The sequence below is a fragment of the Dietzia sp. 179-F 9C3 NHS genome (assembly GCF_045369825.1).
In the GTDB taxonomy this organism is placed as follows: domain Bacteria; phylum Actinomycetota; class Actinomycetes; order Mycobacteriales; family Mycobacteriaceae; genus Dietzia.
The window spans coordinates 285,810-308,306 of record NZ_JBIQES010000002.1 but is presented as its reverse complement, the minus strand read 5'-3'; the positions used below and the strand labels follow the sequence as shown (position 1 = coordinate 308,306).

The 22,497-nt window shown below is 72.6% G+C and carries 20 protein-coding genes; 16 read left to right on the top strand and 4 right to left on the bottom strand.

Going from position 1 to position 22,497, the window contains the following annotated elements:
• The first annotated feature begins 71 nt into the window (after positions 1–71).
• From tsf to ACH0BZ_RS03765, 4 genes are all read left to right on the top strand, one after another.
• The gene (gene tsf / locus ACH0BZ_RS03780; protein WP_406896624.1) at positions 72–896 is read left to right on the top strand and encodes a translation elongation factor Ts; all 825 of its coding nucleotides are present in this window, start codon (positions 72–74) and stop codon (positions 894–896) included.
• A gap of 241 nt (positions 897–1,137) precedes the next feature.
• Entirely contained in the window at positions 1,138–1,863 is a 726-nt protein-coding gene (pyrH, locus tag ACH0BZ_RS03775; protein ID WP_406896623.1) for a UMP kinase, read from the top strand.
• A 46-nt stretch (positions 1,864–1,909) separates the two neighbouring features.
• Positions 1,910–2,467 carry a ribosome recycling factor gene (gene frr / locus ACH0BZ_RS03770; protein ID WP_406896622.1) on the top strand — a complete coding sequence of 186 codons (558 nt, stop codon included), beginning with the start codon at positions 1,910–1,912 and terminating at the stop codon, positions 2,465–2,467.
• 58 nt (positions 2,468–2,525) lie between these two features.
• On the top strand, positions 2,526–3,404 hold the full coding sequence (locus tag ACH0BZ_RS03765) for a phosphatidate cytidylyltransferase (RefSeq protein WP_406896621.1): 879 nt from the start codon (positions 2,526–2,528) through the stop codon (positions 3,402–3,404).
• Positions 3,405–3,434: 30 nt separating this feature from the next.
• On the opposite strand, the gene ACH0BZ_RS03760 is transcribed toward ACH0BZ_RS03765, so the two are convergent.
• Positions 3,435–3,881 (bottom strand): lipopolysaccharide assembly LapA domain-containing protein, encoded by a 447-nt coding sequence (locus ACH0BZ_RS03760; protein ID WP_406896620.1) that lies wholly within the window; start codon positions 3,879–3,881, stop codon positions 3,435–3,437.
• Positions 3,882–3,991: 110 nt separating this feature from the next.
• Here ACH0BZ_RS03760 and rlmN point away from each other — a divergent pair, with 110 nt between their 5' ends.
• The gene (rlmN, locus tag ACH0BZ_RS03755; RefSeq protein ID WP_406896619.1) at positions 3,992–5,104 is read left to right on the top strand and encodes a 23S rRNA (adenine(2503)-C(2))-methyltransferase RlmN; all 1,113 of its coding nucleotides are present in this window, start codon (positions 3,992–3,994) and stop codon (positions 5,102–5,104) included.
• Positions 5,105–5,189: 85 nt separating this feature from the next.
• Here rlmN and ACH0BZ_RS03750 read toward each other — a convergent pair whose 3' ends face one another.
• Positions 5,190–5,546: a DUF2631 domain-containing protein gene (locus tag ACH0BZ_RS03750; RefSeq protein ID WP_406896618.1), complete on the bottom strand. Its 357-nt coding sequence runs from the start codon at positions 5,544–5,546 to the stop codon at positions 5,190–5,192.
• A 164-nt stretch (positions 5,547–5,710) separates the two neighbouring features.
• On the opposite strand from ACH0BZ_RS03750, the gene dxr reads away from it, so the two are divergent.
• The 6 genes from dxr (at position 5,711) to ACH0BZ_RS03720 (ending at position 12,910) form a co-directional block, all read left to right on the top strand.
• Positions 5,711–6,874, top strand: a complete 1,164-nt coding sequence (gene dxr, locus ACH0BZ_RS03745) for a 1-deoxy-D-xylulose-5-phosphate reductoisomerase (protein WP_406896617.1) — start codon at positions 5,711–5,713, stop codon at positions 6,872–6,874.
• A 3-nt stretch (positions 6,875–6,877) separates the two neighbouring features.
• A complete protein-coding gene (locus ACH0BZ_RS03740) occupies positions 6,878–8,122 on the top strand; it encodes a M50 family metallopeptidase (protein WP_406896616.1) in 1,245 nt (414 codons plus the stop codon).
• Positions 8,123–8,246: 124 nt separating this feature from the next.
• Entirely contained in the window at positions 8,247–9,404 is a 1,158-nt protein-coding gene (gene ispG, locus ACH0BZ_RS03735) for a flavodoxin-dependent (E)-4-hydroxy-3-methylbut-2-enyl-diphosphate synthase (protein WP_406896788.1), read from the top strand.
• Positions 9,405–9,408: 4 nt separating this feature from the next.
• Entirely contained in the window at positions 9,409–10,260 is an 852-nt protein-coding gene (locus tag ACH0BZ_RS03730; protein WP_406896615.1) for a GNAT family N-acetyltransferase, read from the top strand.
• A gap of 200 nt (positions 10,261–10,460) precedes the next feature.
• Positions 10,461–11,336: a type I methionyl aminopeptidase gene (gene map, locus ACH0BZ_RS03725; RefSeq protein WP_406896614.1), complete on the top strand. Its 876-nt coding sequence runs from the start codon at positions 10,461–10,463 to the stop codon at positions 11,334–11,336.
• Positions 11,333–12,910, top strand: a complete 1,578-nt coding sequence (locus ACH0BZ_RS03720; RefSeq protein ID WP_406896613.1) for a cobyric acid synthase — start codon at positions 11,333–11,335, stop codon at positions 12,908–12,910. The genes map and ACH0BZ_RS03720 overlap by 4 nt, the downstream gene beginning before the upstream one ends.
• Here ACH0BZ_RS03720 and mtr read toward each other — a convergent pair.
• A complete protein-coding gene (gene mtr, locus ACH0BZ_RS03715) occupies positions 12,907–14,307 on the bottom strand; it encodes a mycothione reductase (protein ID WP_406896612.1) in 1,401 nt (466 codons plus the stop codon). The two genes, ACH0BZ_RS03720 and mtr, sit on opposite strands and share 4 nt — an antisense overlap.
• A 3-nt stretch (positions 14,308–14,310) precedes the next feature.
• Positions 14,311–15,351, bottom strand: a complete 1,041-nt coding sequence (locus ACH0BZ_RS03710) for an alpha/beta hydrolase (RefSeq protein ID WP_406896611.1) — start codon at positions 15,349–15,351, stop codon at positions 14,311–14,313.
• Positions 15,352–15,501: 150 nt separating this feature from the next.
• Here ACH0BZ_RS03710 and mqo point away from each other — a divergent pair, with 150 nt between their 5' ends.
• Genes mqo through cobA form a run of 5 tightly spaced genes read left to right on the top strand, consistent with a single transcriptional unit; the run spans position 15,502 to position 22,439 of the window.
• Positions 15,502–16,983, top strand: coding sequence for a malate dehydrogenase (quinone) (gene mqo, locus ACH0BZ_RS03705; RefSeq protein ID WP_406896610.1), 1,482 nt, complete (start codon positions 15,502–15,504; stop codon positions 16,981–16,983).
• On the top strand, positions 16,980–19,004 hold the full coding sequence (locus ACH0BZ_RS03700) for a VWA domain-containing protein (protein WP_406896609.1): 2,025 nt from the start codon (positions 16,980–16,982) through the stop codon (positions 19,002–19,004). The genes mqo and ACH0BZ_RS03700 overlap by 4 nt, the downstream gene beginning before the upstream one ends.
• 54 nt (positions 19,005–19,058) lie before the next feature.
• Positions 19,059–19,679 (top strand): cob(I)yrinic acid a,c-diamide adenosyltransferase, encoded by a 621-nt coding sequence (cobO, locus tag ACH0BZ_RS03695; RefSeq protein ID WP_406896608.1) that lies wholly within the window; start codon positions 19,059–19,061, stop codon positions 19,677–19,679.
• A complete protein-coding gene (locus ACH0BZ_RS03690) occupies positions 19,673–21,202 on the top strand; it encodes a cobyrinate a,c-diamide synthase (RefSeq protein WP_406896607.1) in 1,530 nt (509 codons plus the stop codon). The genes cobO and ACH0BZ_RS03690 overlap by 7 nt, the downstream gene beginning before the upstream one ends.
• A gap of 10 nt (positions 21,203–21,212) precedes the next feature.
• On the top strand, positions 21,213–22,439 hold the full coding sequence (gene cobA / locus ACH0BZ_RS03685) for a uroporphyrinogen-III C-methyltransferase (RefSeq protein ID WP_406896606.1): 1,227 nt from the start codon (positions 21,213–21,215) through the stop codon (positions 22,437–22,439).
• Positions 22,440–22,497 lie beyond the last annotated feature (58 nt).

Genomic DNA, 22,497 nt, shown 5'->3' with positions numbered 1-22,497 from the left:
GACCGGCCCGCCGGCCCACCAGACACGACTCACGACACATCACGAACCCCTACAAGGAGGGTCGCCCCACCATGGCGAACTACACCGCTGCCGACGTCAAGCGTCTCCGCGAGCTCACCGGCTCCGGGATGATGGACTGCAAGAAGGCTCTCGAGGAGACCGACGGCGACTTCGACAAGGCCGTCGAGGTCCTGCGCATCAAGGGCGCCAAGGACGTGGGCAAGCGCGCCGAGCGCACCACCGCCGAGGGCCTCGTAGCGGTCAAGGACGGCGTGATGATCGAGCTCAACTCCGAGACCGACTTCGTGGCCAAGAGCGCCGAGTTCATCGCGCTGGCCGACAAGATCGTCGCCGTGGCCGCCGAGAAGGGCATCTCCGAGCTGTCCGAGCTCGAGGCCGCCGAGCTCGAGGGCACCACCGTCGCCGACGCCGTGGTGGCCTTCTCCGCCAAGTCGGGCGAGAAGCTCGTCCTGCGCCGCGTGGGCAAGCTCGACGGCAAGGTCGCCACCTACCTGCACAAGCGCTCCTCCGACCTGCCGCCCGCCGTCGGCGTCATGGTCGCCTACACCGGTGAGGGGGAGGCCGCCGAGACCGCCGCGCGGTCGGCCGCCATGCAGGTCGCCGCGCTCAAGGCGCAGTACGTGACCCGCGACGAGGTGCCCGCCGACATCGTGGCCAAGGAGCGCGAGATCGCCGAGGCCACCGCCCGGGAGGAGGGCAAGCCGGAGCAGGCACTGCCGAAGATCGTCGAGGGTCGTCTCAACGGCTTCTACAAGGACGTCGTCCTGCTCGACCAGCCGTCGGTCACCGACAGCAAGAAGACGGTGGGCAAGCTGCTCGAGGAGGCCGGCGCCACGGTCACCCGGTTCGAGCGCTTCGAGGTGGGCCAGGCCTGATCCGGCCGGGCCACACGCCCACACCACACCGCCGACGGCGGCACCCGGGACCCCTCCGGGTGCCGCCGTCGGCGTTCGCCCCGGTGCCGCGGGGCCACGGTGGCGGGCTTCGGCGTGGCGGCCGGGGGCGATAAGGCAGAATGAACAGGGCTCCCACGGTGGACCCCCGAGACCTCCACGACCGGAGTCGAGGTCTGCAGATGGACGAGACGGGCACGATCCGCCCGGGACGAGGAGACCGATGACGGACCAGCGCGACGGCTACCGGCGTGTGATGCTCAAGCTGGGCGGCGAGATGTTCGGTGGCGGCAGCGTAGGGATCGACCCCGACGTGGTGCAGTCCGTGGCCCGCCAGATCGCCGAGGTCTCCCGGACCGGCGCGCAGATCGCGATCGTCATCGGCGGCGGGAACTTCTTCCGCGGCGCCCAGCTCCAGCAGCGCGGCCTCGACCGAGCACGCAGCGACTACATGGGCATGCTCGGCACGGTGATGAACTGCCTTGCGCTGCAGGACTTCCTCGAGCAGGAGGGCGTCACCACCCGCGTCCAGACCGCCATCCACATGGGACAGGTCGCCGAGCCGTACATCCCGCTGCGTGCCGAACGGCACCTCGAGAAGGGCCGCGTCGTGATCTTCGGCGCCGGCATGGGCATGCCGTACTTCTCCACCGACACGACCGCCGCCCAGCGGGCGCTGGAGATCAAGGCGGACGTGCTGCTCATGGCCAAGGGCGTGGACGGCGTGTACTCCGACGACCCGCGCACCAACCCGGACGCCGAACTCTTCGCCGAGATAGGCCACCGCGAGTGCCTCGAGCGTGGACTCAAGGTGGCCGATACCACCGCATTCAGCCTGTGCATGGACAACCACATGCCCATCCTCGTGTTCAACCTGCTCACCGAGGGCAACATCGCACGCGCCGTCGCCGGCGAGCGCATCGGCACCCTCGTGAGCACCCCGGCCTGACACGGGACCGTCCAGCACACCCACGAGAGAACGAAGAGGGAGCGACATGATCGACGACACACTGCTCGAAGCCGAGGAGAAGATGGAGAAGGCGATCGAGCACGTCAGGGACGAGCTCGCCGGCATCCGCACCGGCCGCGCCAACCCCGGCATGTTCAACCGCGTGGTCTGCGAGTACTACGGGACCATGACGCCCATCACGCAGATGGCCACGATCACCGTGCCGGAGCCACGGATGCTCATCATCAAGCCGTACGAGATGTCGCAGATCGGTCCGATCGAGAACGCGATACGCAACTCCGACCTCGGCGTCAACCCCACCAACGACGGCCAGGTGCTGCGCGTCACCGTTCCGCAGCTCACCGAGGAGCGTCGCCGCGACCTCGTCAAGCAGGCCAAGAACAAGGCCGAGGAGGGGCGGATCTCGATCCGTGGCGTGCGTCGCAAGGCGATGGAGGAGCTCAAGCGCATCGACAAGGACGGCGAGGCCGGCGAGGACGAGGTCAACGCCGCCGAGAAGGAGCTCGACAAGATCACCCAGCGTTATGTGGCCGAGGTCGACGAGATCGTCAAGGGCAAGGAGGGCGAGCTGATGGAGGTCTGACCTCCGAGCAGCCCCGCCACACCGCCCGTCCCCACGTCAAGCGAAGGAGGCGCACGTAGTGGACACCGCCCCAGACGGACCCCCGGGCCCCACCGCCGCGGCCGCGAGCCCGCCGTCGCGTGCCGGCCGGGATCTCACCCGCGCCATCCCCGTGGGGATCGGCCTCGGCGTACTCGTCGTGGCGAGCATCGCGTTCAACCCGCGCTGGTGGTACCTCGTGGCCGCCGGCGCGGTCGCGATCGGGACCTGGGAGGTGTTCAAGCGGCTCCGCCAGGCGCGGTTCCGGCTGCCGCTCATCCCGCTTCTCGCGGGCGGCCAGGCGATCGTGTGGTCGTCGTTCTTCCTGGGCGGCCAGGGCGCCTTCGCGGCCTTCGCCGCCACGGCAGTGGTGTGCCTGGTCTGGCGGTTGTTCCTCGACGGACGGACCAAGGCCCCCCAGAACTATCTGCGCGACACCGCGGTCACACTTTTCATCCTGTGCTGGATCGCCGTCCCCGGCGCGGCCGGCGCGATGCTCTCCGACGGCGACTACGGCGCTCAGCGCGTCGTGGCGCTCATCCTGCTGGTCGTCTGTTCGGACGTGGGCGGCTACTTCTCCGGTGTCCTGTTCGGCAAGCACCCCATGGCCCCGGCGGTAAGCCCCAAGAAGTCGTGGGAGGGGTTCGCCGGGTCGTTCGTCTTCGCCATGATCGGCGGCGCGCTCGTCGTGGCCCTGCTCTTCGACGACCACTGGCTCAAGGGCGCCCTGCTGGGCGTGCTCACAGTGTTCACCGCCACCCTCGGCGACCTCGTGGAGTCCCAGGTCAAGCGCGACCTGGGCATCAAGGACATGGGCACCATGCTGCCCGGCCACGGCGGGTTCATGGACCGGCTCGACTCGGTGCTGCCCACCGCGGTCGTGTCGTGGATCGTGTTCAGCTACGTCGTCCCGACGTGACCGACCACCCGCCGGCGTTCCGCGCGGCCCTCAGCGGCCGGCGCGGCCCCGTGCGGCGGCGAGCTTGCGCGTCTTGTGTGCCCGCATCCGCAGCTGCAGGATCCGGAAGCCGGCGAACATCGCCATGATGAGCGCCCCGGCGATCGCCGAGAGCAGGATGAGCACGCCGAGCGGCATGGTGAAGCTCCACGGAAGGAAGTACACGTCGGCGGACTGGTTGTTCTGAAGGACGAACACCAGCAGCAGGATCGTCACCAGCGCACCCAGTACGAGCCCGATCCATGCGGAACCGAGCTTGCCGCCACCCGTGTCCGGGATGGTGTCGGAGCCGCGGCCGCGCCCGCCGATGCGGTCCTCGGGCGCCGCCGCGGGCGCGTCGGCGTGGGTCTCCTCCACGGCGGGCACCCCCGGGGTCCCCGCGTCCGCCGCGCCGGTGGTGGGGTCGTGGTCGATGGGATCGTTCGAACGGGTCGTCATGGGGAGAACTCTAAGGGTTTGCGGTCCGACACGGCATCGGTGGCCAGCGTGTCGCCCGCGTCCGCGCCACGGGCGGGCCGGGCATGGATCGTGACACAATGGCGGGCACCATGGCTGAACCGCTTCCCCTCGTCTTTGACGCCCCGCGCCGGGGCCTGCCCCCGCGCCACTTCGCCGATCTCGACGCCGACGGTCGTGCCGCGGCGATGGCCGAGCTCGGCGTGCCGGCATTCCGTGGCAAGCAGCTCGCCAACCAATACTTTGCGCGGCTCGAGGCCGACCCGGCCGAGATGACCGACCTGCCGGCGGACCTGCGCGCGCGGGTCGGTGCGGAGCTCTTCCCGGAACTGGCGTCCTCACTACGCCACATCACGTGCGACGACGGCACGACGCGCAAGACGCTGTGGAAGCTGCACGACGGCTCCCTCGTCGAGAGCGTGCTCATGCGGTACCCCGACCGGGCGACGGTCTGCATCTCGAGCCAGGCGGGCTGCGGCATGGCCTGTCCGTTCTGCGCCACCGGGCAGGGCGGCCTCCAGCGCAACCTCTCGACCGCCGAGATCCTCGAGCAGGTGCGCGTCGCGGCGCGGTTGATGCGCGACGGCGAGTTGCCCGGCGGCCCGGGCCGGCTGTCCAACGTGGTCTTCATGGGAATGGGGGAACCGCTCGCCAACTACAAGCGCGTCCTGGCCGCGGTCCGGGGGATCGTCTCCCCGCCGCCGGCCGGGTTCGGCCTCTCCCAGCGCGCGGTGACCGTCTCGACGGTCGGCGTGGTTCCGGCGATCCACCGCCTGGCGGAGGAGGGGCTCCAGGTCACGCTGGCGATCTCGCTGCACACCCCCGACGACGAACTACGCGACACCCTGGTCCCGGTCAACAATCGCTGGCCGGTCGCCGAGGTCATGGAGGCGGCGCGCCACTACGCCGACGCGACGGGCCGGCGGGTGTCGATCGAGTACGCGCTCATCCGGGACGTCAACGACCACACGTGGCGCGGGGAGATGCTCGGCCGTCTGCTCGCCCAGCGGCTGGGCCACATGGCCCACGTCAACCTCATCCCGCTCAACCCCACCCCGGGCAGCGAGTGGGACGCGAGCCCCCGGCACCAGCAGGACGCGTTCGTCGCGGCGGTGCAGGCCGCGGGCGTCTCGTGCACCGTCCGGGACACCCGGGGCCGCGAGATCGCGGCGGCCTGCGGTCAGCTCGCCGCCGAGGAACCCTAGGCGGGTCGCGCGGACCCGAGGACACGACGAAGGCCACCGTTCGCGATTCCTCGCGGCCGGCGGCCTTCGTCGTGGTCGGTGCGCGTCAGCGTGTGACGGCGGCACCCACCGCGCCCTGCGCGGCACGACCGGTGACGGAGTAGTGGTCGGCGGGAACCTGGTAGACGCGGCTGGCCTTGGCCGTCTGGTCCTTCCGGGGGCGCATGGCGACGGCCATCCAGAGTGCCAGGAGGGCGGCAACCGAGACGAGCCACCAGTTCTCCACGTTGCCGATGTGGTTACCGAACAGCATGCCCAGGAGGAAGAGGACGAAGAACCCGCCGACGGCGAGGCCGACCTTCTTGCTGTGCTGGTGCCAGCCCCACTCGACCGAGGGCTCGTCCAGGGAGCTGACCCTGTTGACGATGATCTCCTTGCTGGTGTGGTGCCCGTCCGCGCTCATGCTCCCCGGTTCTCCTCACGGCTCGCTGGCGGCCCCGCGGGCCGCCGACATCGGCCCCAGTTTGTCACACGCCCCCAGCGCCCCGGCGGGTAACCCGCCGGGTGCACCCCGACGGTGGGCACGCCGATGCGGCACCCCGGCCCCCGGATGTGGACAATGGCGTGGTGACCACGCGCGTTCTCGTCCTCGGCAGCACCGGCTCGATCGGCACCCAGGCCCTCGATGTGATCTCCGGTGCCGAGCCCGGCCGCTTCACGGTGGTGGGGCTGGCCGCCGGGGGTGGCCGGGTCGACCTGCTGGCCGAGCAGATCGCGGCCACCGGGGCCCGCACGGTGGCCGTCTCCGATCCCGCCGCCGCGGACCGGATCCGGGCGGGGTTCCCCGACGCCACAGTGCTCGACGGGCCCGGGGCGGCCACGGCTCTCGTCGAGGAGGTGGGCGCCGACGTCGTCCTCAACGGCATCGACGGCTCGATCGGGCTCGGCCCGACCCTCGCCGCGCTCCGGACGGGGGCCCGCCTGGCGCTGGCCAACAAGGAGTCCCTCGTGGCCGGCGGCGCGCTCGTGACCGGTGCGGCGGCCCCCGGACAGCTGGTCCCCGTGGACTCCGAGCACTCGGCCATGGCGCAGTGCCTGCGTGCGGGCACCGCCGACGAGGTGGACCGACTCGTGCTCACTGCCTCCGGCGGGCCGTTCCGTGGCCGCACCCGCGCGGAACTGGCCGACGTGACCGCCGAGCAGGCGCTGCAGCACCCGACGTGGGCGATGGGCCGGATGATCACCCTCAACTCGGCGACGCTGGTCAACAAGTCGCTCGAGCTCATCGAGGCACACCTGCTGTTCGGAGTGCCGTACGAGCGGATCGACGTCACCGTCCACCCGCAGTCCGTGGTGCACTCCGCCGTCACGTTCGTCGACGGCGCCACGGTGGCCAAGGCCTCGCCGCCGTCCATGAAGCTGCCCCTCGCGCTCGCGCTGGGGTGGCCGGACCGCCTACCGGGGGCCTCGACGGCCCTGGACTTCACGCGGGCCCACACGTGGACCTTCGAGCCCGTGGACACCGAGACGTTCCCCGCGATCACCGTGGCCCGCGCCGCCGGCGAGGCGGGCGGGCTGCGGACCGCCGTGTTCAACGCCGCCAACGAGGAGGCGGCGCCGGCGTTCCTCGAGGGCCGGATCGGGTTCTGCGACATCGTGGACGTCGTGGCGGAGACCGTGGAGGCTGCGGACGCGTGGTCGGCCGACCCCCGCGACCTGGACGACGTCACCGCCGCGGAGGACTGGGCCCGCCGTCACGCCGCCGGGCTCGTCGCCGGCCGGGAGCGCTGAGCCGTGCTCGCCGTCGGCATCGTCCTCTTCGCGCTCGGGATCATGGCCTCGATCGTGCTCCACGAGTACGGGCACATGCGGGTCGCGCAGGCCACAGGCATGAAGGTCCGCCGCTTCTTCGTGGGCTTCGGTCCCACCCTGTGGTCCACCCACCGCGGGGGTATCGAGTACGGGCTCAAGGCGATCCCGCTCGGCGGATTCTGCGACATCGCCGGCATGACGGCGTACGACCGGCTGGATCCGGAGGACGAACCCAGGGCGATGTGGCGCCAGGCCTGGTGGAAGCGCGTGGCCGTCCTGCTCGCCGGCCCCGTGATGAACTTCATCCTGGCGATCGTCCTGTTCTACGTGGTGGCCGTGGGCTGGGGACTCGCCAACCAGGACGTCAAGCCCGTCCCGACGCAGGAGGTGGCGGCCCTCGTCGGCGAGACCTGCGAACCCGGGGCGGTCGACGCGGACGGCGCCCCGGTCTGCGGGGAGGGCGTGGGGCCGGCGGGTACCGCGGGAATCAGGGCGGGCGACCGCATCACCGCCGTCGACGGCGAGGCGGTCCGCAACTGGGCCGAGGTCGCCCCGCTCGTGACCGGCCGGGCGGGCGAGACCGTCACGGTCACCGTGGACCGGGCGGGGGAGCAGGTGACGGCCGGGGTGGACGTGGCGGCGCTCCCGGTGGCGGGGCAGGCGGACCGGGGAGTGCTCGGTGTCTCGCTCGACGAGGACGCGATCCCCGCGCACTACCGCGACGACCCCGACTACCAGCCCTGGCACACGTACGACGCCGTGGCGGCGATCCCGGCGACGTTCGTGTTCACCGGCCAGATGATCGAGCTCACCCTGGAGGGGCTCGCCTCGTTCCCGTCCAAGATCCCCGGAGTCGCGGCGTCGATCTTCGGGGCCGAGCGGGCCGAGGACTCACCCGTGTCGGTCGTGGGTGCGAGCCACATCGGCGGGCAGGCCGTCGAGCGGGGCATGTGGGAGGTGTTCCTGCTCTTCCTCGCCGGCCTCAACCTCTTCCTCGGGGCGTTCAACCTCGTGCCGCTCACGCCCTTCGACGGCGGACACATCGCGGTGGTGTTCTACGAGAAGATCCGTGACGCCCTGCGCCGCGTCCGCGGCCTGGCCCCCGGCGGGCCGGCCGACTACGAGAAGCTCGCCCCGCTGACGATGGGGGTGTTCGTGATCCTCATCGGCGTCTCCGCGATCGTCATCACCGCCGACTTCGTCAACCCCATCCTCCTCCCCGGGTGAGGCGCCCCTCGCGCGTCCGCCCACGGACCCGGATAATGGCGTGCGGGACGCACGACCACCCCTGCAGCCCCTACGGAAGGCCCTAGACGTGAACGACTCCTCCTCGATCCCCGTCGGACTCGGCATGCCCGATGCGCCGCCGCCGGTCCTGGCCCCGCGGCGCAGGACCCGGCAACTGTTCGTCGGTCCGGTCGGGGTGGGCAGCGATCACCCGGTCTCGGTGCAGTCCATGACCAACACCAAGACGCACGACGTCAACGCGACGCTGCAGCAGATCGCCGAACTCACGGCGTCGGGCTGCGACATCGTGCGCGTGGCGTGCCCGCGCCAGGAGGACGCCGACGCGCTGGCCACCATCGCCCGCAAGTCGCCGATCCCCGTGATCGCGGACATCCACTTCCAGCCCAAGTACATCTTCGCGGCCATCGACGCCGGCTGTGCCGCGGTCCGCGTCAATCCGGGCAACATCAAGGAGTTCGACGGCCGCGTCAAGGAGGTCGCCAAGGCGGCCGGGGACGCCGGCATCCCGATCCGCATCGGCGTCAACGCCGGGTCCCTCGACCCCCGCCTGCTCGCCAAGTACGGCAAGGCCACCCCCGAGGCGCTCGTCGAGTCCGCGGTGTGGGAGGCCTCCCTGTTCGAGGAGCACGGGTACGGCGACATCAAGATCTCGGTCAAGCACAACGACCCGGTGGTCATGGTCGAGGCCTACCGTCAGCTCGCCGCACAGACCGACTACCCCCTGCACCTCGGCGTCACCGAGGCCGGCCCGGCGTTCCAGGGCACCATCAAGTCCGCGGTGGCCTTCGGCGCGCTACTCGCCGAGGGGATCGGCGACACGATCCGGGTCTCGCTCTCAGCCCCGCCGGCCGAGGAGATCAAGGTGGGCTCGCAGATCCTGCAGTCGCTCAACCTGCGCCCGCGCAAACTCGAGATCGTCTCGTGCCCGTCCTGTGGGCGCGCCCAGGTGGACGTGTACAAGCTCGCCGAGGAGGTCACCGCCGGCCTCGAGGGCATGAACGTGCCGCTCCGTGTGGCCGTCATGGGCTGCGTCGTCAACGGCCCCGGCGAGGCCCGCGAGGCCGACCTCGGCGTGGCCTCCGGCAACGGCAAGGGCCAGATCTTCGTCAAGGGCGAGGTCATCAAGACCGTCCCCGAGGCGATGATCGTCGAGACGCTCATCGAGGAGGCCCTGCGCATCGCCGAGGAGATGGGCATGGATGCCGACGACGTGGTCTCAGGGGCGGAGGGGCAGGGCCCGCAGGTCAAGGTCACGAGCTAAGGCCGTGACCGACACGGTTCCGGCCCCGACGGGGACCGACGGCTGCCGCGCGGTGCGCCCCGGCGAGGCCCGGGCCGTGGCCGAGGTGCTGGCGGCGGACCCGCTGGTGTCCTGCCCGTCCGCGGAGGCGTTCGCCCGGACAGGCGTCCGGCCGGGCCCCGAGGGGCGCTTCCTCACGCACGGTGGCCCCGAGCGATCGCTGCTGTTCCAGGGGAACTCGGTGCTGCCCCTGCGGGGCGGCCGCGACGAGTTGCGCGCGTTGGGCCACGCCGTGGCCGACGTGGCCGCGGGTCCGCTGTCCGTGCACGGACGGCGCGAGCACGTCGACGCCGTGTGGGACACGCTCGGCGACTACTGGGATGCGCGGGAGATCCGCGACCGCCAGGTCCTCATGGTCGACCGGGGGCGGTCCCCGGTCGGCCCCGTTCACCCCGGTGTTCGCCCGGCGGCGCTCGGGGAGTTCGATCTCGTCCTGCCCGCGGCCGCGGCGATGTACCGGGAGGAACTCGGCGCGGACCCCTTCGAGGTGGGCGGGGGAGTGCCGTTCCGGCGGCGGGTGGCCCGGGCGCTCGCTCGGGGCCGCACGTGGGTGTGGGTGGAGCGCGGCGAGGTGGTGTTCAAGGCCGACGTGTCGGCGGAATCGACCCGCGTCGCCCAGCTCCAGGGGATCTGGGTGCGCCCGGAGCGGCGGGGAATCGGGGTCGGTTCGGCCGGCACGGCCGCCGTTTGCGCCGCGCTCCGGCGCCGCGGCTTCACCCCGTCGCTCGTGGTCAACGAGACCAACGTGGGGGCAGTTCGGGCGTACCGACGCGCCGGCTTCACCGTCGCCCTCGCCTACACCACTGTACTGGTGTAGAGGGCATTTCCCGGCGGAGAGTGGCAGGGTCGCGGGGGTCGGGGCACAGGGTGACGACGAGGTGATCCCGCCGAGCCGGAGCCGCTACGCCTCGCACCGGCGGACGGCCGAGGATCCGGAGGCCGGGTTGTGACGGGAATCGCCGTGTCGGCCCGGGCCCTCGACCGGCCCGGGGCCGCGGGTGGACCTATCCTGGAGCAATGACCTCCGCGACCCGTCCGCCCCTGACCCCCGGTGAGCCCACCCCGATCCGGACCGTGCCCGAGTCCATCCCGCGTCCCGAGTACGCGTGGAAGGACCGGGTAGCCGAGAACATCGGCGAACCGTGGGTGCAGACCCCCGAGGTGATCGAGGCGATGCGGGCCGCGTGCACGCTCGCGGCGGACGCACTCGCCGTGGCGGGCGCGGCGGTGGCGCCCGGGGTGACGACGGACGAGATCGACCGGATCGCCCACGAGTACCTCTGTGACCACGGCGCCTACCCCTCGCCCCTCGGCTACAAGGACTTCCCCAAATCCTGCTGTGTCTCGCTCAACGAGGTGATCTGCCACGGCATCCCCGACTCGACCGTGATCGCCGACGGCGACATCGTCAACATCGACGTCACGGCCTACCTCGGGGGTGTCCACGGCGACACCAACGCCACGTTCCTCGCCGGGGACGTGAGCGAGGAGCACCGGCTCCTCGTGGAGCGCACCGAGGAGGCCATGAACCGGGGGATCCGGGCCATCCGGCCGGGCCGCGAGGTCAACGTCATTGGCCGGGTGATCGAGTCCTACGCCCGCCGCTTCGACTACACGGTGGTGCGCGCCTTCACCGGCCACGGCGTGGGACCGACCTTCCACAACGGCCTCGTGGTGTTGCACTACGACGACCCGTCACGCACCGAGGTGCTCGAGCCGGGGATGACGCTGACAGTGGAGCCGATGATCACGCTCGGCGGGGACGGCTACGACGTGTGGGACGACGGGTGGACCGTCACCACCGCGGACAAGGCCTGGACGGCTCAGTTCGAGCACACCGTCCTGGTCACCGAGGACGGCCACGAGGTCCTCACGCTCCCGTCCGACCGGTGACCGTGGGCGCGCTGCTCGTCGCCGGCACCACCTCGGATGCCGGCAAGAGCGCGGTGGTGGCCGGGCTGTGTCGGCTGCTCGCGCGGCGCGGGGTCTCGGTGGCGCCGTTCAAGGCGCAGAACATGTCCAACAACTCGGTGGTCACCGCCGACGGCGGCGAGATCGGCCGGGCGCAGGCACTGCAGGCCGAGGCCGCCGGCATCCCGGCGACCGTCGACCTCAACCCGGTGCTGCTCAAGCCCGGCTCAGACCGCACCTCGCAGCTCGTCCTGCGCGGACGAGCCGTGGCCGAGGTCGGCGCCCGCGACTACCACGCCCACCGGGGTGCGCTGCTCGCCGAGGTGACGGCCGCGCTCGCGGACCTGCGTTCGCGCCACGACGCGGTGATCTGCGAGGGCGCGGGCTCGCCGGCGGAGATCAACCTGCGTGCCACGGACCTGTCCAACATGGGCCTGGCCCGGGCCGCGGACCTGCCGGTCGTCGTGGTGGGGGACATCGACCGCGGCGGGGTGCTGGCCCACCTCGCCGGGACGGTGGGCGTGCTCGAGCCCGCCGACCAGGCGCACATCGCCGGCTTCGTCGTCAACAAGTTCCGCGGTGACCCCGCGCTGCTCGCACCGGGGCTGGACATGGTCGCCGGTCTCACCGGCCGCCCGGTGCTCGGCGTCCTGCCGTTCCTCGAGGACCTGTGGATCGACGCCGAGGACTCCCTCGGCACGACCGTCGGCAGCGTCGTCGGGCGGCCCGGACCACCCCGGGGCTCCCGGGGCCTTACGGTGGCCGCGATTCGCCTACCCCGCGTGTCCAACTCAACGGATGTCGAGGCGCTGGCGTGCGAGCCCGGCGTCCGGGTGACGTGGGTGGACCACCCGGCCGCGCTGGTCGGGGCGGACCTCGTCGTGCTCCCCGGCACCCGCGCCACCGTGTCCGACCTGGGCTGGTTGCGGCGGACCGGGCTCGCGGACGCCGTCCTCGGCCACGCCCGGGCCGGTGGAGCCGTGCTCGGGATCTGCGGTGGCTTCCAGATGCTGGGCCGGCGGATCGCCGACCCGGTGGAGTCCGGGTCCCCGGCACCCGTCGAGGGCCTGGGTCTGCTCGACGTGGACGTGGACTTCGCGCCCGACAAGGTGGTCCGTCGGCGTGCGGGGGTCGACCGGTCGTCCGGGGGCGAGGTGGCGGTCGAGGGCTACGAGATCCACCACGGACGGGTGACCCGGGCCGCAGAGGCGCCCCTGCTCGACCTCGGCGACGACGAGGGGGAGGGGGCGCGCCGCGGTGCCGTTGCCGGAACGCACTGGCACGGCCTGCTCGCCTCGGACGCCTACCGCCGCCGGTTCCTCACCGACCTCGCCCGGCGCATCGGGGCCGACGGGTTCCGCGTGGCCCCGGACGTCTCCGTCGCCGCGGTGCGCACCGCGCAACTCGACCTGCTCGCCGACGCGATCGAGGAGCACTGCGACGTCCCTGCGCTGCTGCGCCTGCTCGAAGCCGGCGTGCCCGCCGGGCTGCCCACCCTCGCTCTCACCCGGTCCGACGCCGCGCGATCGGCCGGGCGGCGCGGCGGGCCCGCCTAGAACCCACGGTCCGGGAAGTCGAGTCCCAACAGCGCGTTCTCGACGACCTCGGCCAGGGCCGGGTGGATCCAGTACTGGCCGCGGGCGAGCTGCGGCACGGTCTGTCCGAATTCCATGGCCTGAACGAGGATCTGGACCAGCGACGGCGCGTGCGCGCCCATGAGGTGGGCGCCGAGAAGCAGTCCCGTTGCCCGGTCGGCGACGAGCTTGCAGCAGCCCACCGAGTCCTCCATGGCCCATCCGTAGGCCACGTCGCCGTAGTCCTGGCACTTCACCGTGACGTCGTACCCGGCCTCGCGGGCCTCGGCCTCGGTCATCCCCACCGAGGCCACCTGGGGCCAGGAGAACACCGCGTACGGGACGGTGCTGTGGTGGAACGGCTGGAGATCGTCGGGGTGGCGGAGGTTGTGGCCCACGACTCGCTGCTCGTGGTTGGCCACGTGCTTGAGCTGGAAGGGCGAGGACACGTCGCCGAGTGCCCACACGCCTTCGGCGGTGGTACGTCCGTACTCGTCCACGCGCACCCGGTCGCCGTCCACATCCACACCGGCGGCCCCGAGCCCCAGCCGGTCGGCGTTGGGCGTGCGGCCGGTGGCCACGAGCAGGGCGTCGCCGGAGCACGTGGTGCCGTCGGAGAACGTGATCTGAACACCGCGCCGGTCCTCGCCGGTGGCCGTCATCGCCGTCACCGGTTGGCCCAGGCGGACGTCCCAGCGTGAACGCGCGGCCTCGGTGAACCGCTCGGCGATCTCGCGGTCCAGGTGCTTGAGCAGAACGTCGGAGCGGCCGATCACCGTGACCTCCACCCCGAGCGAGGAGAACACGTGCGCGAACTCGCAGGCGATGAACCCGGATCCCTGGATGACGAGCGACCGGGGCAACTCGGGGAGCCGCATGATGTCGTCGCTCGTGTAGTAGGCCACTCCGGCGTCGGTGACGATCTCCGGGATCGACGGGCGGGCCCCGGCCGCGATGACGACCTGGTCGGCGGAGATGACCGCCCCCGTCCCGGTGTCGATGGTGCGCTCGCCGACGAACGTCGCGTGACCGTCGTACACCGTCACGTTGTCGCAGCGGTTCCGCCGGTAGTCCTCGCCGCTCGAGGCGATGGGGTCGATACGGCGGTCGAAGATCCGGGAGACGATGTCGGGCCAGCGCACGCCGTCTAGCGTCGAGTCCACCCCGTAGGCCGCGGAGTGCTGCACCGCCATCGCGGTGTCCGCGGCGTAGACGAACATCTTGGTGGGGATGCACCCCACGTTGAGGCAGGTGCCCCCGAACCTCCCCTGTTCGCAGATCGCGACGGACTTGTCCGCGAAGGACTCGTCGATGAGCGAGTTGCCGGAACCGGTGCCGATGACGACGAGGTCGAAGTGGCGGGTGGGGGACGGCGTCATGGGTCAGGACTCCTGGGGGTCGGGGGCGGGGGTGCGGGATCCGAGGACGAGGTCGAGCCAGTCGCCGAGGTGGCCGAAGACCGTCTCGAGGACGTCGGGACGGGAGAGGAACACGTCGTGCCGGGCTCCCCGGACGGGGCGGTCGGTGACGTCGCGGGACACGCGGTCGACGTAGCGCTCCATCGACCGTACGTCCAGGATGAGGTCGGTGTGGACGTCGACGACGTCCTCGCGCCGACGGGCGCCGAGCGACGAGGCCGACGACCGCAGCAGCAGGACCGGCAGGGGTAGGTCGAGGCCCTGCTGCAGACGGCGCTGCCCGCGGCGGATCGCGAGGAGCCAGCCGGCGCGCACGCCCACCCCTCCGAAAGGCTTGAGGGTGGTGTCGAAGGCGAAGTCGCCGTCGTGGTCGGCGTGGGTACTGCGCCCGTACAGTTCGGAAGTGGGCAGCGGGAGCCGGTAGTAGGGGCGCTGCGTGCCGAGGACCCCGATGACGCGGTCGAGAACGCCGCGGGCGCGGTCCGGCGCATCGAGTTGGAACCACGGCGCGTTGAGGACCAGCCCGGCGACCGGGTCGAGCTCTCCGCGGTCGCGGCGGCGAGCCAGCCACAGGGGGACGACCAGGCCGCCCGTCGAGTGGGCCGCCACGAGAACGGGCAGGCCGGGCCGCTCCGCGACGATCACGGCCAGCGCCTGATCCAGCTCGTCGTCGTAGCACCGCAGGTCCGTCGTGAAGTGCGGCGTGAGGCCGTCGCGGCGAGAGCGGCCGCACTTGCGCAGATCCAGCGCGTAGGTGGCGACGCCGTGTCCGGCGAGGAACTCGGCGAGGTGGGTGTGGAAGAAGTAGTCGCTGAGCCCGTGCACGTAGAGCAGGACGGCCCGCGCGTCGGCGGGGGCGTCCTCGTGGCGGACCAGGGTCGCGCTGATGGGGCCCTCGCCGTCGGGGTCGTCGCCGAGCGGGAGCACGCGCCGGCGGTACGACGGGCCCAGCAGGTCCGCGGTCCACGGCGTGCCGGGCGCGGTGGAGGGGACGGGGGTGGTCACGGCGACCACACTAGTCCGATGTGTCGGCCCGTCCGTCCGGTGAGTAGTGTGGTAACCCGGCGGTCGGGCGTTCTCCGTCCCCTCGGGGACGCCACGACCACATTCGGTCCACGACGAGGCGAGCGAGGGTAACCGGTGACTGCGGATCAGGTGGCAAAGCACGGAACGACGGACGTCGCGCTCATCGGCGCCGGCACCATGAGCGCCACGCTGGGCGCCCTTCTGCGACGGCTGCAGCCGGAGTGGAGCATCGAGGTGTTCGAGCGGCTCGAGGGCCCGGCCCTGGAGTCCTCGGACGCGTGGAACAACGCCGGTACCGGCCACTCGGCGCTGTGCGAGCTCAACTACTCGCCCAAGTCCGCCGACGGCGGCGTGGACATCACCAAGGCCGTCAGCGTCAACGAGAAGTTCCAGGTGTCGCGCCAGTTCTGGTCGTATGCCGTGGAGAACACGATCCTCGGTGACCCCACCGAGTGGATCCGCCCCGTCCCGCACATGAGCTTCGTGACCGGAGTGGACGGCCAGGACTACCTGCGCAAGCGCTACGACGCGCTCGCCGGGCACACCCTGTTCCCCGGCATGAACCACACCACCGACCACGCCGAACTCGAGCGCCTGGTGCCCCTCATGGCGCGTGGGCGCTCAGCGGAACAGCCCTTCGCCCTGAGCTACTTCGACAACGGCACGGACGTCAACTTCGGCGCCCTCACCCGCCAGCTCATCAAGTACCTCACCCGCACCGGCACCGAGGTCCATTACCAGAACCAGGTCAAGGACCTCGAGCGGAACACCGACGGCTCCTGGCGTCTGACCGTCGTCAGCCGGCACACCGGTGACGAGCGGACGATCGACGCCAAGTTCGTCTTCGTGGGCGCCGGTGGCGGTGCCCTGCACCTGCTGCAGAAGTCCGGGATCCCGGAGATCCGCGGCATCGGCGGCTTCCCGGTGGGCGGCCAGTGGCTGCGCTGCACCAACGAGGAGCTGGTCCAGCAGCACCAGGCCAAGGTGTACAGCCAGGCCTCGGTGGGCGCCCCGCCCATGTCCGTGCCGCACCTGGACACCCGCGTCATCGACGGCAAGAAGGGCCTGCTCTTCGGCCCGTTCGCCGGCTGGACCCCCAAGTTTCTCAAGCAGGGCAGCTTCACCGACCTGCCGCGCAGCGTCAAGCCGGGCAACCTGTTGCCCATGGCCAACATCGGCGTCACCGAGATGGGCCTGGTCAAGTACCTCATCACCGAGCTCGCCAAGAACCACGCGGCGCGCGTGGACACCCTGCGCGACTTCGTGCCCTCGGCCGTGAACGGCGACTGGGAGAAGGTCGTCGCCGGGCAGCGCGTCCAGGTGATCAAGCCCAACGGCCGCGGGGGGACGCTTGAGTTCGGCACCGCCGTGGTCAACTCCGCCGACGGCTCGATCGCCGGCCTGCTGGGCGCCTCGCCGGGCGCCTCGACGGCCGTGGACGCCATGGTGGACGTGCTCCGGCGCTGCTTCCCGAGCCGCTTCGCCGACTGGAAGCCCGCGCTCGAGGAGATGATCCCGTCGCTCGGCCGCAACCTCGCCGAGGAGCAGGCCCTGTTCGCCGAGCAGTTCGAGCGCTCGACCAAGACCCTCAAGCTCGACCAGCAGGCGTGACGGCCGGGGGCACACGCCCGTCCTTCCCCTTCTCGGCGGTCGTCGGCCAGGACGGGCTGCGGCTCGCGCTGATCCTGCTCGCCGTGGACCCGGGGATCGGGGGCGTGCTCATCCGCGGGCAGAAGGGGACGGCCAAGACCACCGCCGTCCGGGGGCTCGCGGCCCTCGTGCCCTCGTCGGACGGCGGCAGCCGCGCCCCCTTCGTGGAACTTCCCCTCGGGGCCACCGAGGACCGGGTCGTGGGCTCGCTCGACCTCGAAGCCCTCGCCGACTCCGGCCGCCCCTCGTTCCGCCCCGGACTGGTGAGCGACGCTCACGGGGGCCTGCTCTACGTGGACGAGGTCAACCTCCTCGCCGACCACCTCGTGGACGTCCTGCTCGACGCGGCCGCCTCGGGGCTGCTCACCGTGGAGCGCGACGGTGTGTCCCACACCGCGCCTGCGCGCTTCGCGCTGGTGGGCACCATGAATCCCGAGGAGGGGGAGCTCCGGCCGCAGCTCCTCGACCGCTTCGGCCTTGCCGTGGACGTGGTGGGTTCGGACGACGCCGCCGAGCGCGTGGAGATCGTCCGTCGCCGGCGGGCCTACGAGGCCGACCCCGAGGGCTTCGCTGCCCGGCACGCCGCCGCCGACTCCGCGGTGGGCGCCGAGATCGCCGCGGCCCGCGCTCTGCTGGCCTCGGTGACAGTACCCGACCGCGAACTCACCCGCATCGCGCTGGTCTGCCTCGAAGTGGGCGTGGAGGGCATGCGCGCCGACGTGGTGATCGCCCGCACCGCCGCCGCCCACGCTGCGCTGCGGGGACGCGACCGGGTTACCGAGGAGGACGTGCGCGTGGGCGCGGAGTTGGCGTTGCCGCACCGGCGCCGCCGCGACCCCTTCGACCCCGCCGAGATGGATCCGGGCGAGCTCGACCGCGCGATGGACGCGGCCGACGAGCAGCTGGGGCCCGAAGAGCCCGACGACGACCCGGACCCCGGGCCCGACGACGGCCCTGGCGGCCCTGACGGCGACGGCACGGACGGGGCTGGGCCGTCCCCCGCGGCCGGACCGGAGAAGGGCGACCCCGCCGCGGATGCGCCGACGGAGCCGACCGCGCAGTCGTTCGACCCGGCGTCCGACGCGGCCGACGGGGACCTCTCGCCCGACGCTCTCGATGCGCCGGACGCTTCCGAGACACCGGCCGCACCGGCGCGCGGCGGCGCCACCCCGGATGCCCGGCGCGCCGCGGGTCCGACGGCCGTGCTGCGACTCGAGGGCACCGGGCGCGGAGCGGTCGGCCGGCGTTCGCGGGCGATCACCTCGACCGGACGCCTGGTCGCCTCGCCGTCCACCTCCCGCGGCGCCCGGCTCCACGTCCTCGACACGGTCCGGACCGCGATGATCCGCCGCGTCGGCGAGGCCCACTCCGGCGGTAGTGCCGACGCGGTCGTGGCCCGGGACGACCTGCGCTGGGGGGTGCGCCACGGCCGCGAGGGCAACCTCGTCGTCTTTCTGGTCGACACCTCCGGGTCCATGGCCGCCCGCCGCCGGCTCGACGCCGTCACAGGGTCCTGCGTGGCGCTGCTCCGGGATGCGTATGTGCGCCGCGACCTCGTCGCGGTGGTCGAGGCCCACGGCTCGGCGGCCACGGTCGCGGTGCCGCCGACCCGCAGTGTGGATGTGGCCGTGACCCGGCTCGGAAACGTCGGGACCGGGGGCCGCACGCCGCTCGCGGAGGGCCTGTCGGAGGTCGCAAGGCTGCTCGAACGACGCCGGGTGACCGAGCCCGACCGCCGGGCGCTGCTCGTCGTGCTCACCGACGGTCGCGCGACCGCCGGGGCCGACGCGATGGACCGGGCGCTCGCCGCCGCCCGGGGCCTGCGCGCCCGTCGCCTCGCCGCGCCGGTGGTGGTGGACTGCGAGTCGGGACGCGTCCGTCTGGGCGCCGCGGCGACACTGGCCCGCGAGCTCGGTGCCGAGGTGATCGCGCTGGACCAGCTCGCCGAGGACACCGTCGCCCGGATCGTCCGCGCCGCCTGAGCACCGCAACGCGCGCCCGGCATGCGCCGCGACGGCCTGGCTAGACTCGCGCCCATGGCCCAGGGAAAGCTCGATCCGGACTCCGTCCCCGACGACGGACTCACCACACGGCAGCGGCGCAACCTGCCGATCACCGCGGTCCACACGGGTACCGGGAAGGGCAAGTCCACGGCCGCGTTCGGCATGGCGCTGCGCGGCTGGAACCAGGGTTTCGCGATCGCCGTGTTCCAGTTCGTCAAGAGCGCCAAGTGGAAGGTGGGCGAGGAGGAGGCGTTCCGCGCCCTCGACAGGCTCCACGAGGAGACCGGGATGGGCGGGCCGGTGGAGTGGCACAAGATGGGCTCCGGCTGGTCGTGGCGCCGCAAGTCCGGCACGGAGGAGGACCACGCAGCCGACGCGTCCGAGGGCTGGGCGGAGATCCGGCGCCGCCTGGAGTCCGAGGCGCACGACCTCTACGTGCTCGACGAGTTCACCTACCCGCTCAAGTGGGGCTGGGTGGACGTCAACGAGGTGGTCGAGGTGCTGCGCGACCGGCCCGGGCGGCAGCACGTGGTGATCACCGGCCGCGACGCCCCGCCCGCCCTCGTCGAGGCCGCCGACCTCGTCACCGAGATGACCCTGGTCAAGCACCCCATGCAGGTGGGCCGTAAGGGCCAACGCGGGATCGAGTGGTGACCCCGGCCCCGCCCGGCCTCGTCGTCGCCGCCCCCTCCTCCGGATCCGGCAAGACCACCGTCACCACCGGCCTCATGGCCGCGCTCGCCGCGGGCGGCGCGGCGGTGGCCCCGTTCAAGGTGGGGCCGGATTACATCGACCCCGGCTACCACGCCCTGGCCACCGGCCGACCGGGCCGGAACCTCGACCCCGTGCTGGTGGGAGAACGTCGCATCGCGCCCCTCTACGCCCATGGAGCGGCGGGCTGCGACGTCGGGGTGGTCGAGGGGGCCATGGGGCTCTTCGACGGACGGGTGGACGACGCCGACCCCGCCGCCGCGGTGGTCCCGCCGGGCAGCGCCGCGCACGTCGCGGGACTGCTCGGGCTGCCGGTGGTACTGGTGGTGGACGTCCGCGGCTACTCCCAGACCCTGTCCGCCGTGGTGCGCGGGCTGGCCACCCACGACCCCGGCACCCGCATCGCCGGGGTGATCCTCAACCGCGTCGGCTCCGAGCGCCACACCGCGATCCTCACCGCGGCGTGCGAGAGCGTCGGCGTGTCGGTCCTCGGCGCGGTGCCCCGCGACGGCGGTCTCGAGGTACCCTCGCGCCACCTGGGGCTCGTCACGGTGGCCGAACACGCGGGCCCGGCCGAGGCCGCCGTAGCCGAGATGGGGCGGATCGTGGGGGAGCACGTCGACCTCGCCGCCCTGCGTGCCCTCGCCGCGCGGCCCGCGCCGGTCGAGCCGTGGGACCCGGCCGCGGAGATCGCCCGGGCCGGCGGCGCACACCGCACCCGCGCCGACGGGGCCGGAGCGGGGGACGAGACGGGGGGCCGGGGGCCGGACGACGAGGCGGGCGACCGCGTGACGATCGCGCTCGCGGGCGGGCCCGCCTTCACCTTTGCGTATGCCGAGCACGCAGAGCTGCTCGCCGCCGCCGGGGCGCGCGTGGTGACCATCGATCCGCTCGTCGACCCGGCGCTGCCGGCGGGCACCGCCGGGCTCGTGCTGCCCGGCGGCTTCCCCGAGGAGCACGTCGCGGCGCTGGCCGGCAACACCGGGCTCATGACACGGATCGCCGACCTGGTCCGCGCGGGTATGCCCGTCCACGCCGAGTGCGCGGGCCTGCTCTACCTGGGGCGCACGCTGGCCGGGCGGGACGGCGCCGAGCACGCCCTGGCCGGGGTGCTCGACCTGGAGGGGCGCTTCGGACCCCGGCTCACGCTGGGGTACCGGGACGCCGTGGCCACCGCCGACTCGGTGCTGTTCCGCGCGGGGGAGCGGGTCGTGGGGCACGAGTTCCACCGCACGACCGCGGCCCCCACCGGCGGGGAGCGGGCGCCTGCCGCGTGGGCGTGGCGCGACCGGTTCGGCGCCCGCGTGGACGAGGGGATCGTGTCCGGTTCGGTGCACGCCTCGTACCTGCATGTGCACCCGGCAGGGCACCCGGAGGCCGTCGCGAGGTTCGCCGACGCGGCGAGGGCGTGGCGGGCATCACAGGGTACACGGGTGAAATCGGGTGACGGCGAGGTCGCCGGATAGGATCGGCGCCATGATGCGGCCCGTGAACCCCTACCCCGTCGGCCTCGACCTCGAGGGCCGGCGCGTCGTGGTGATCGGCGGCGGCTCCGTGGCGCAGCGGCGCATCCCCGTCCTGCTCGACTCCGGCGCGGTGGTGCACCTCATCAGCCCCGGGATCACCCCGACGCTGCAGGGGCTCGTCGACACCGGGCGCATCCGGTGGGACGCCCGCGAGTACCGGACCGGGGACCTCGAGGGGGCCTGGTACGTCGTGGCCGCCACCAAGGACTCCCTGGTCAACGCGCGCGTCGCCGCGGAGGCCGAGCAGCACCGAACCTTCTGCGTGCGCTCCGACGCCGTGACCTCCGGGTCCGCGGTGACCCCTGCCGTGGTGCGCCGGGACGAGATGCTGGTGGCGGTGCTCACCGGCGACCGCGCCCGCACCGTCGAGGCCCGGGACGTGGTTGCCCGTGCCCTGGCCGACGCCGGCGCCGAGGTGCCCGGGTACGACGAGACCCTCCGCGGGTCCGTGGCGCTCGTCGGGGGTGGGCCGGGCGCCGACGACCTGCTCACCATCCGCGGCCGCCGGCTGCTCTCCAAAGCCGACGTGGTGGTGGCCGACCGGCTCGCCCCGCAGCGGCCGCTGTCCGAACTCAGGCCGGACGTCGAGATCGTCGACGCCGCCAAGATCCCGTACGGGCGCGCGATGGCGCAGGAGGCGATCAACGAGGTCCTGGTGGACCGGGCGCGGCAGGGCAAGTTCGTCGTCCGCCTCAAGGGCGGCGACTCGTTCCTCTACGGGCGTGGATACGAGGAGGCGATCGCGTGCGCGGAGGCCGGTATCCCGTGCACCGTCGTCCCCGGCGTGACGAGCGCGTTCTCCGTCCCCGCTCTGGCCGGGATCCCCGTCACCCACCGAGGGATGAACCACGAGGTCACAGTGGTCTCCGGACACGTCCCGCCGGGCCATCCCGACTCGCTCGTGAACTGGGACGCGCTGGCGCGTCTGCGTGGGACGATCGTCGTGCTCATGGGGGTCAGGAACACCCCCGCGATCGCCGCGGCGCTGGTGGCGGCCGGACGCGCCGGCGAGACCCCGGCCGCGGTGATCGTCGACGGCAGCCTCGACGGCCAGGCGAGCCATCGCTGCACCCTGGCGACCCTGGCCGGGACGCTGGAGGAGCACGACGTACGGCCGCCGGCGATCGTCGTGATCGGCGAGGTCGCGGGCTTGCCGGACGCGCTCACGCACGACTGAGTCCTGCTCCGTCCGCGCGCTCCCGCCCGCCCCGGCAACAGCGATGATTGCCACCAAC

Bases quoted from the DNA above. Each gene is read 5' to 3' on its own strand.
- pyrH (WP_406896623.1), top strand. From the start codon at position 1,138: ATGACGGACCAGCGCGACGGCTACCGGCGTGTGATGCTCAAGCTGGGC.
- cobA (WP_406896606.1), top strand. From the start codon at position 21,213: ATGATGCGGCCCGTGAACCCCTACCCCGTCGGCCTCGACCTCGAGGGC.
- mtr (WP_406896612.1), bottom strand. From the start codon at position 14,307: ATGACGCCGTCCCCCACCCGCCACTTCGACCTCGTCGTCATCGGCACC.
- ACH0BZ_RS03760 (WP_406896620.1), bottom strand. From the start codon at position 3,881: ATGACGACCCGTTCGAACGATCCCATCGACCACGACCCCACCACCGGC.
- frr (WP_406896622.1), top strand. From the start codon at position 1,910: ATGATCGACGACACACTGCTCGAAGCCGAGGAGAAGATGGAGAAGGCG.
- map (WP_406896614.1), top strand. From the start codon at position 10,461: ATGACCTCCGCGACCCGTCCGCCCCTGACCCCCGGTGAGCCCACCCCG.
- ispG (WP_406896788.1), top strand. From the start codon at position 8,247: ATGCCCGATGCGCCGCCGCCGGTCCTGGCCCCGCGGCGCAGGACCCGG.
- ACH0BZ_RS03750 (WP_406896618.1), bottom strand. From the start codon at position 5,546: ATGAGCGCGGACGGGCACCACACCAGCAAGGAGATCATCGTCAACAGG.
- rlmN (WP_406896619.1), top strand. From the start codon at position 3,992: ATGGCTGAACCGCTTCCCCTCGTCTTTGACGCCCCGCGCCGGGGCCTG.
- tsf (WP_406896624.1), top strand. From the start codon at position 72: ATGGCGAACTACACCGCTGCCGACGTCAAGCGTCTCCGCGAGCTCACC.
- cobO (WP_406896608.1), top strand. From the start codon at position 19,059: ATGGCCCAGGGAAAGCTCGATCCGGACTCCGTCCCCGACGACGGACTC.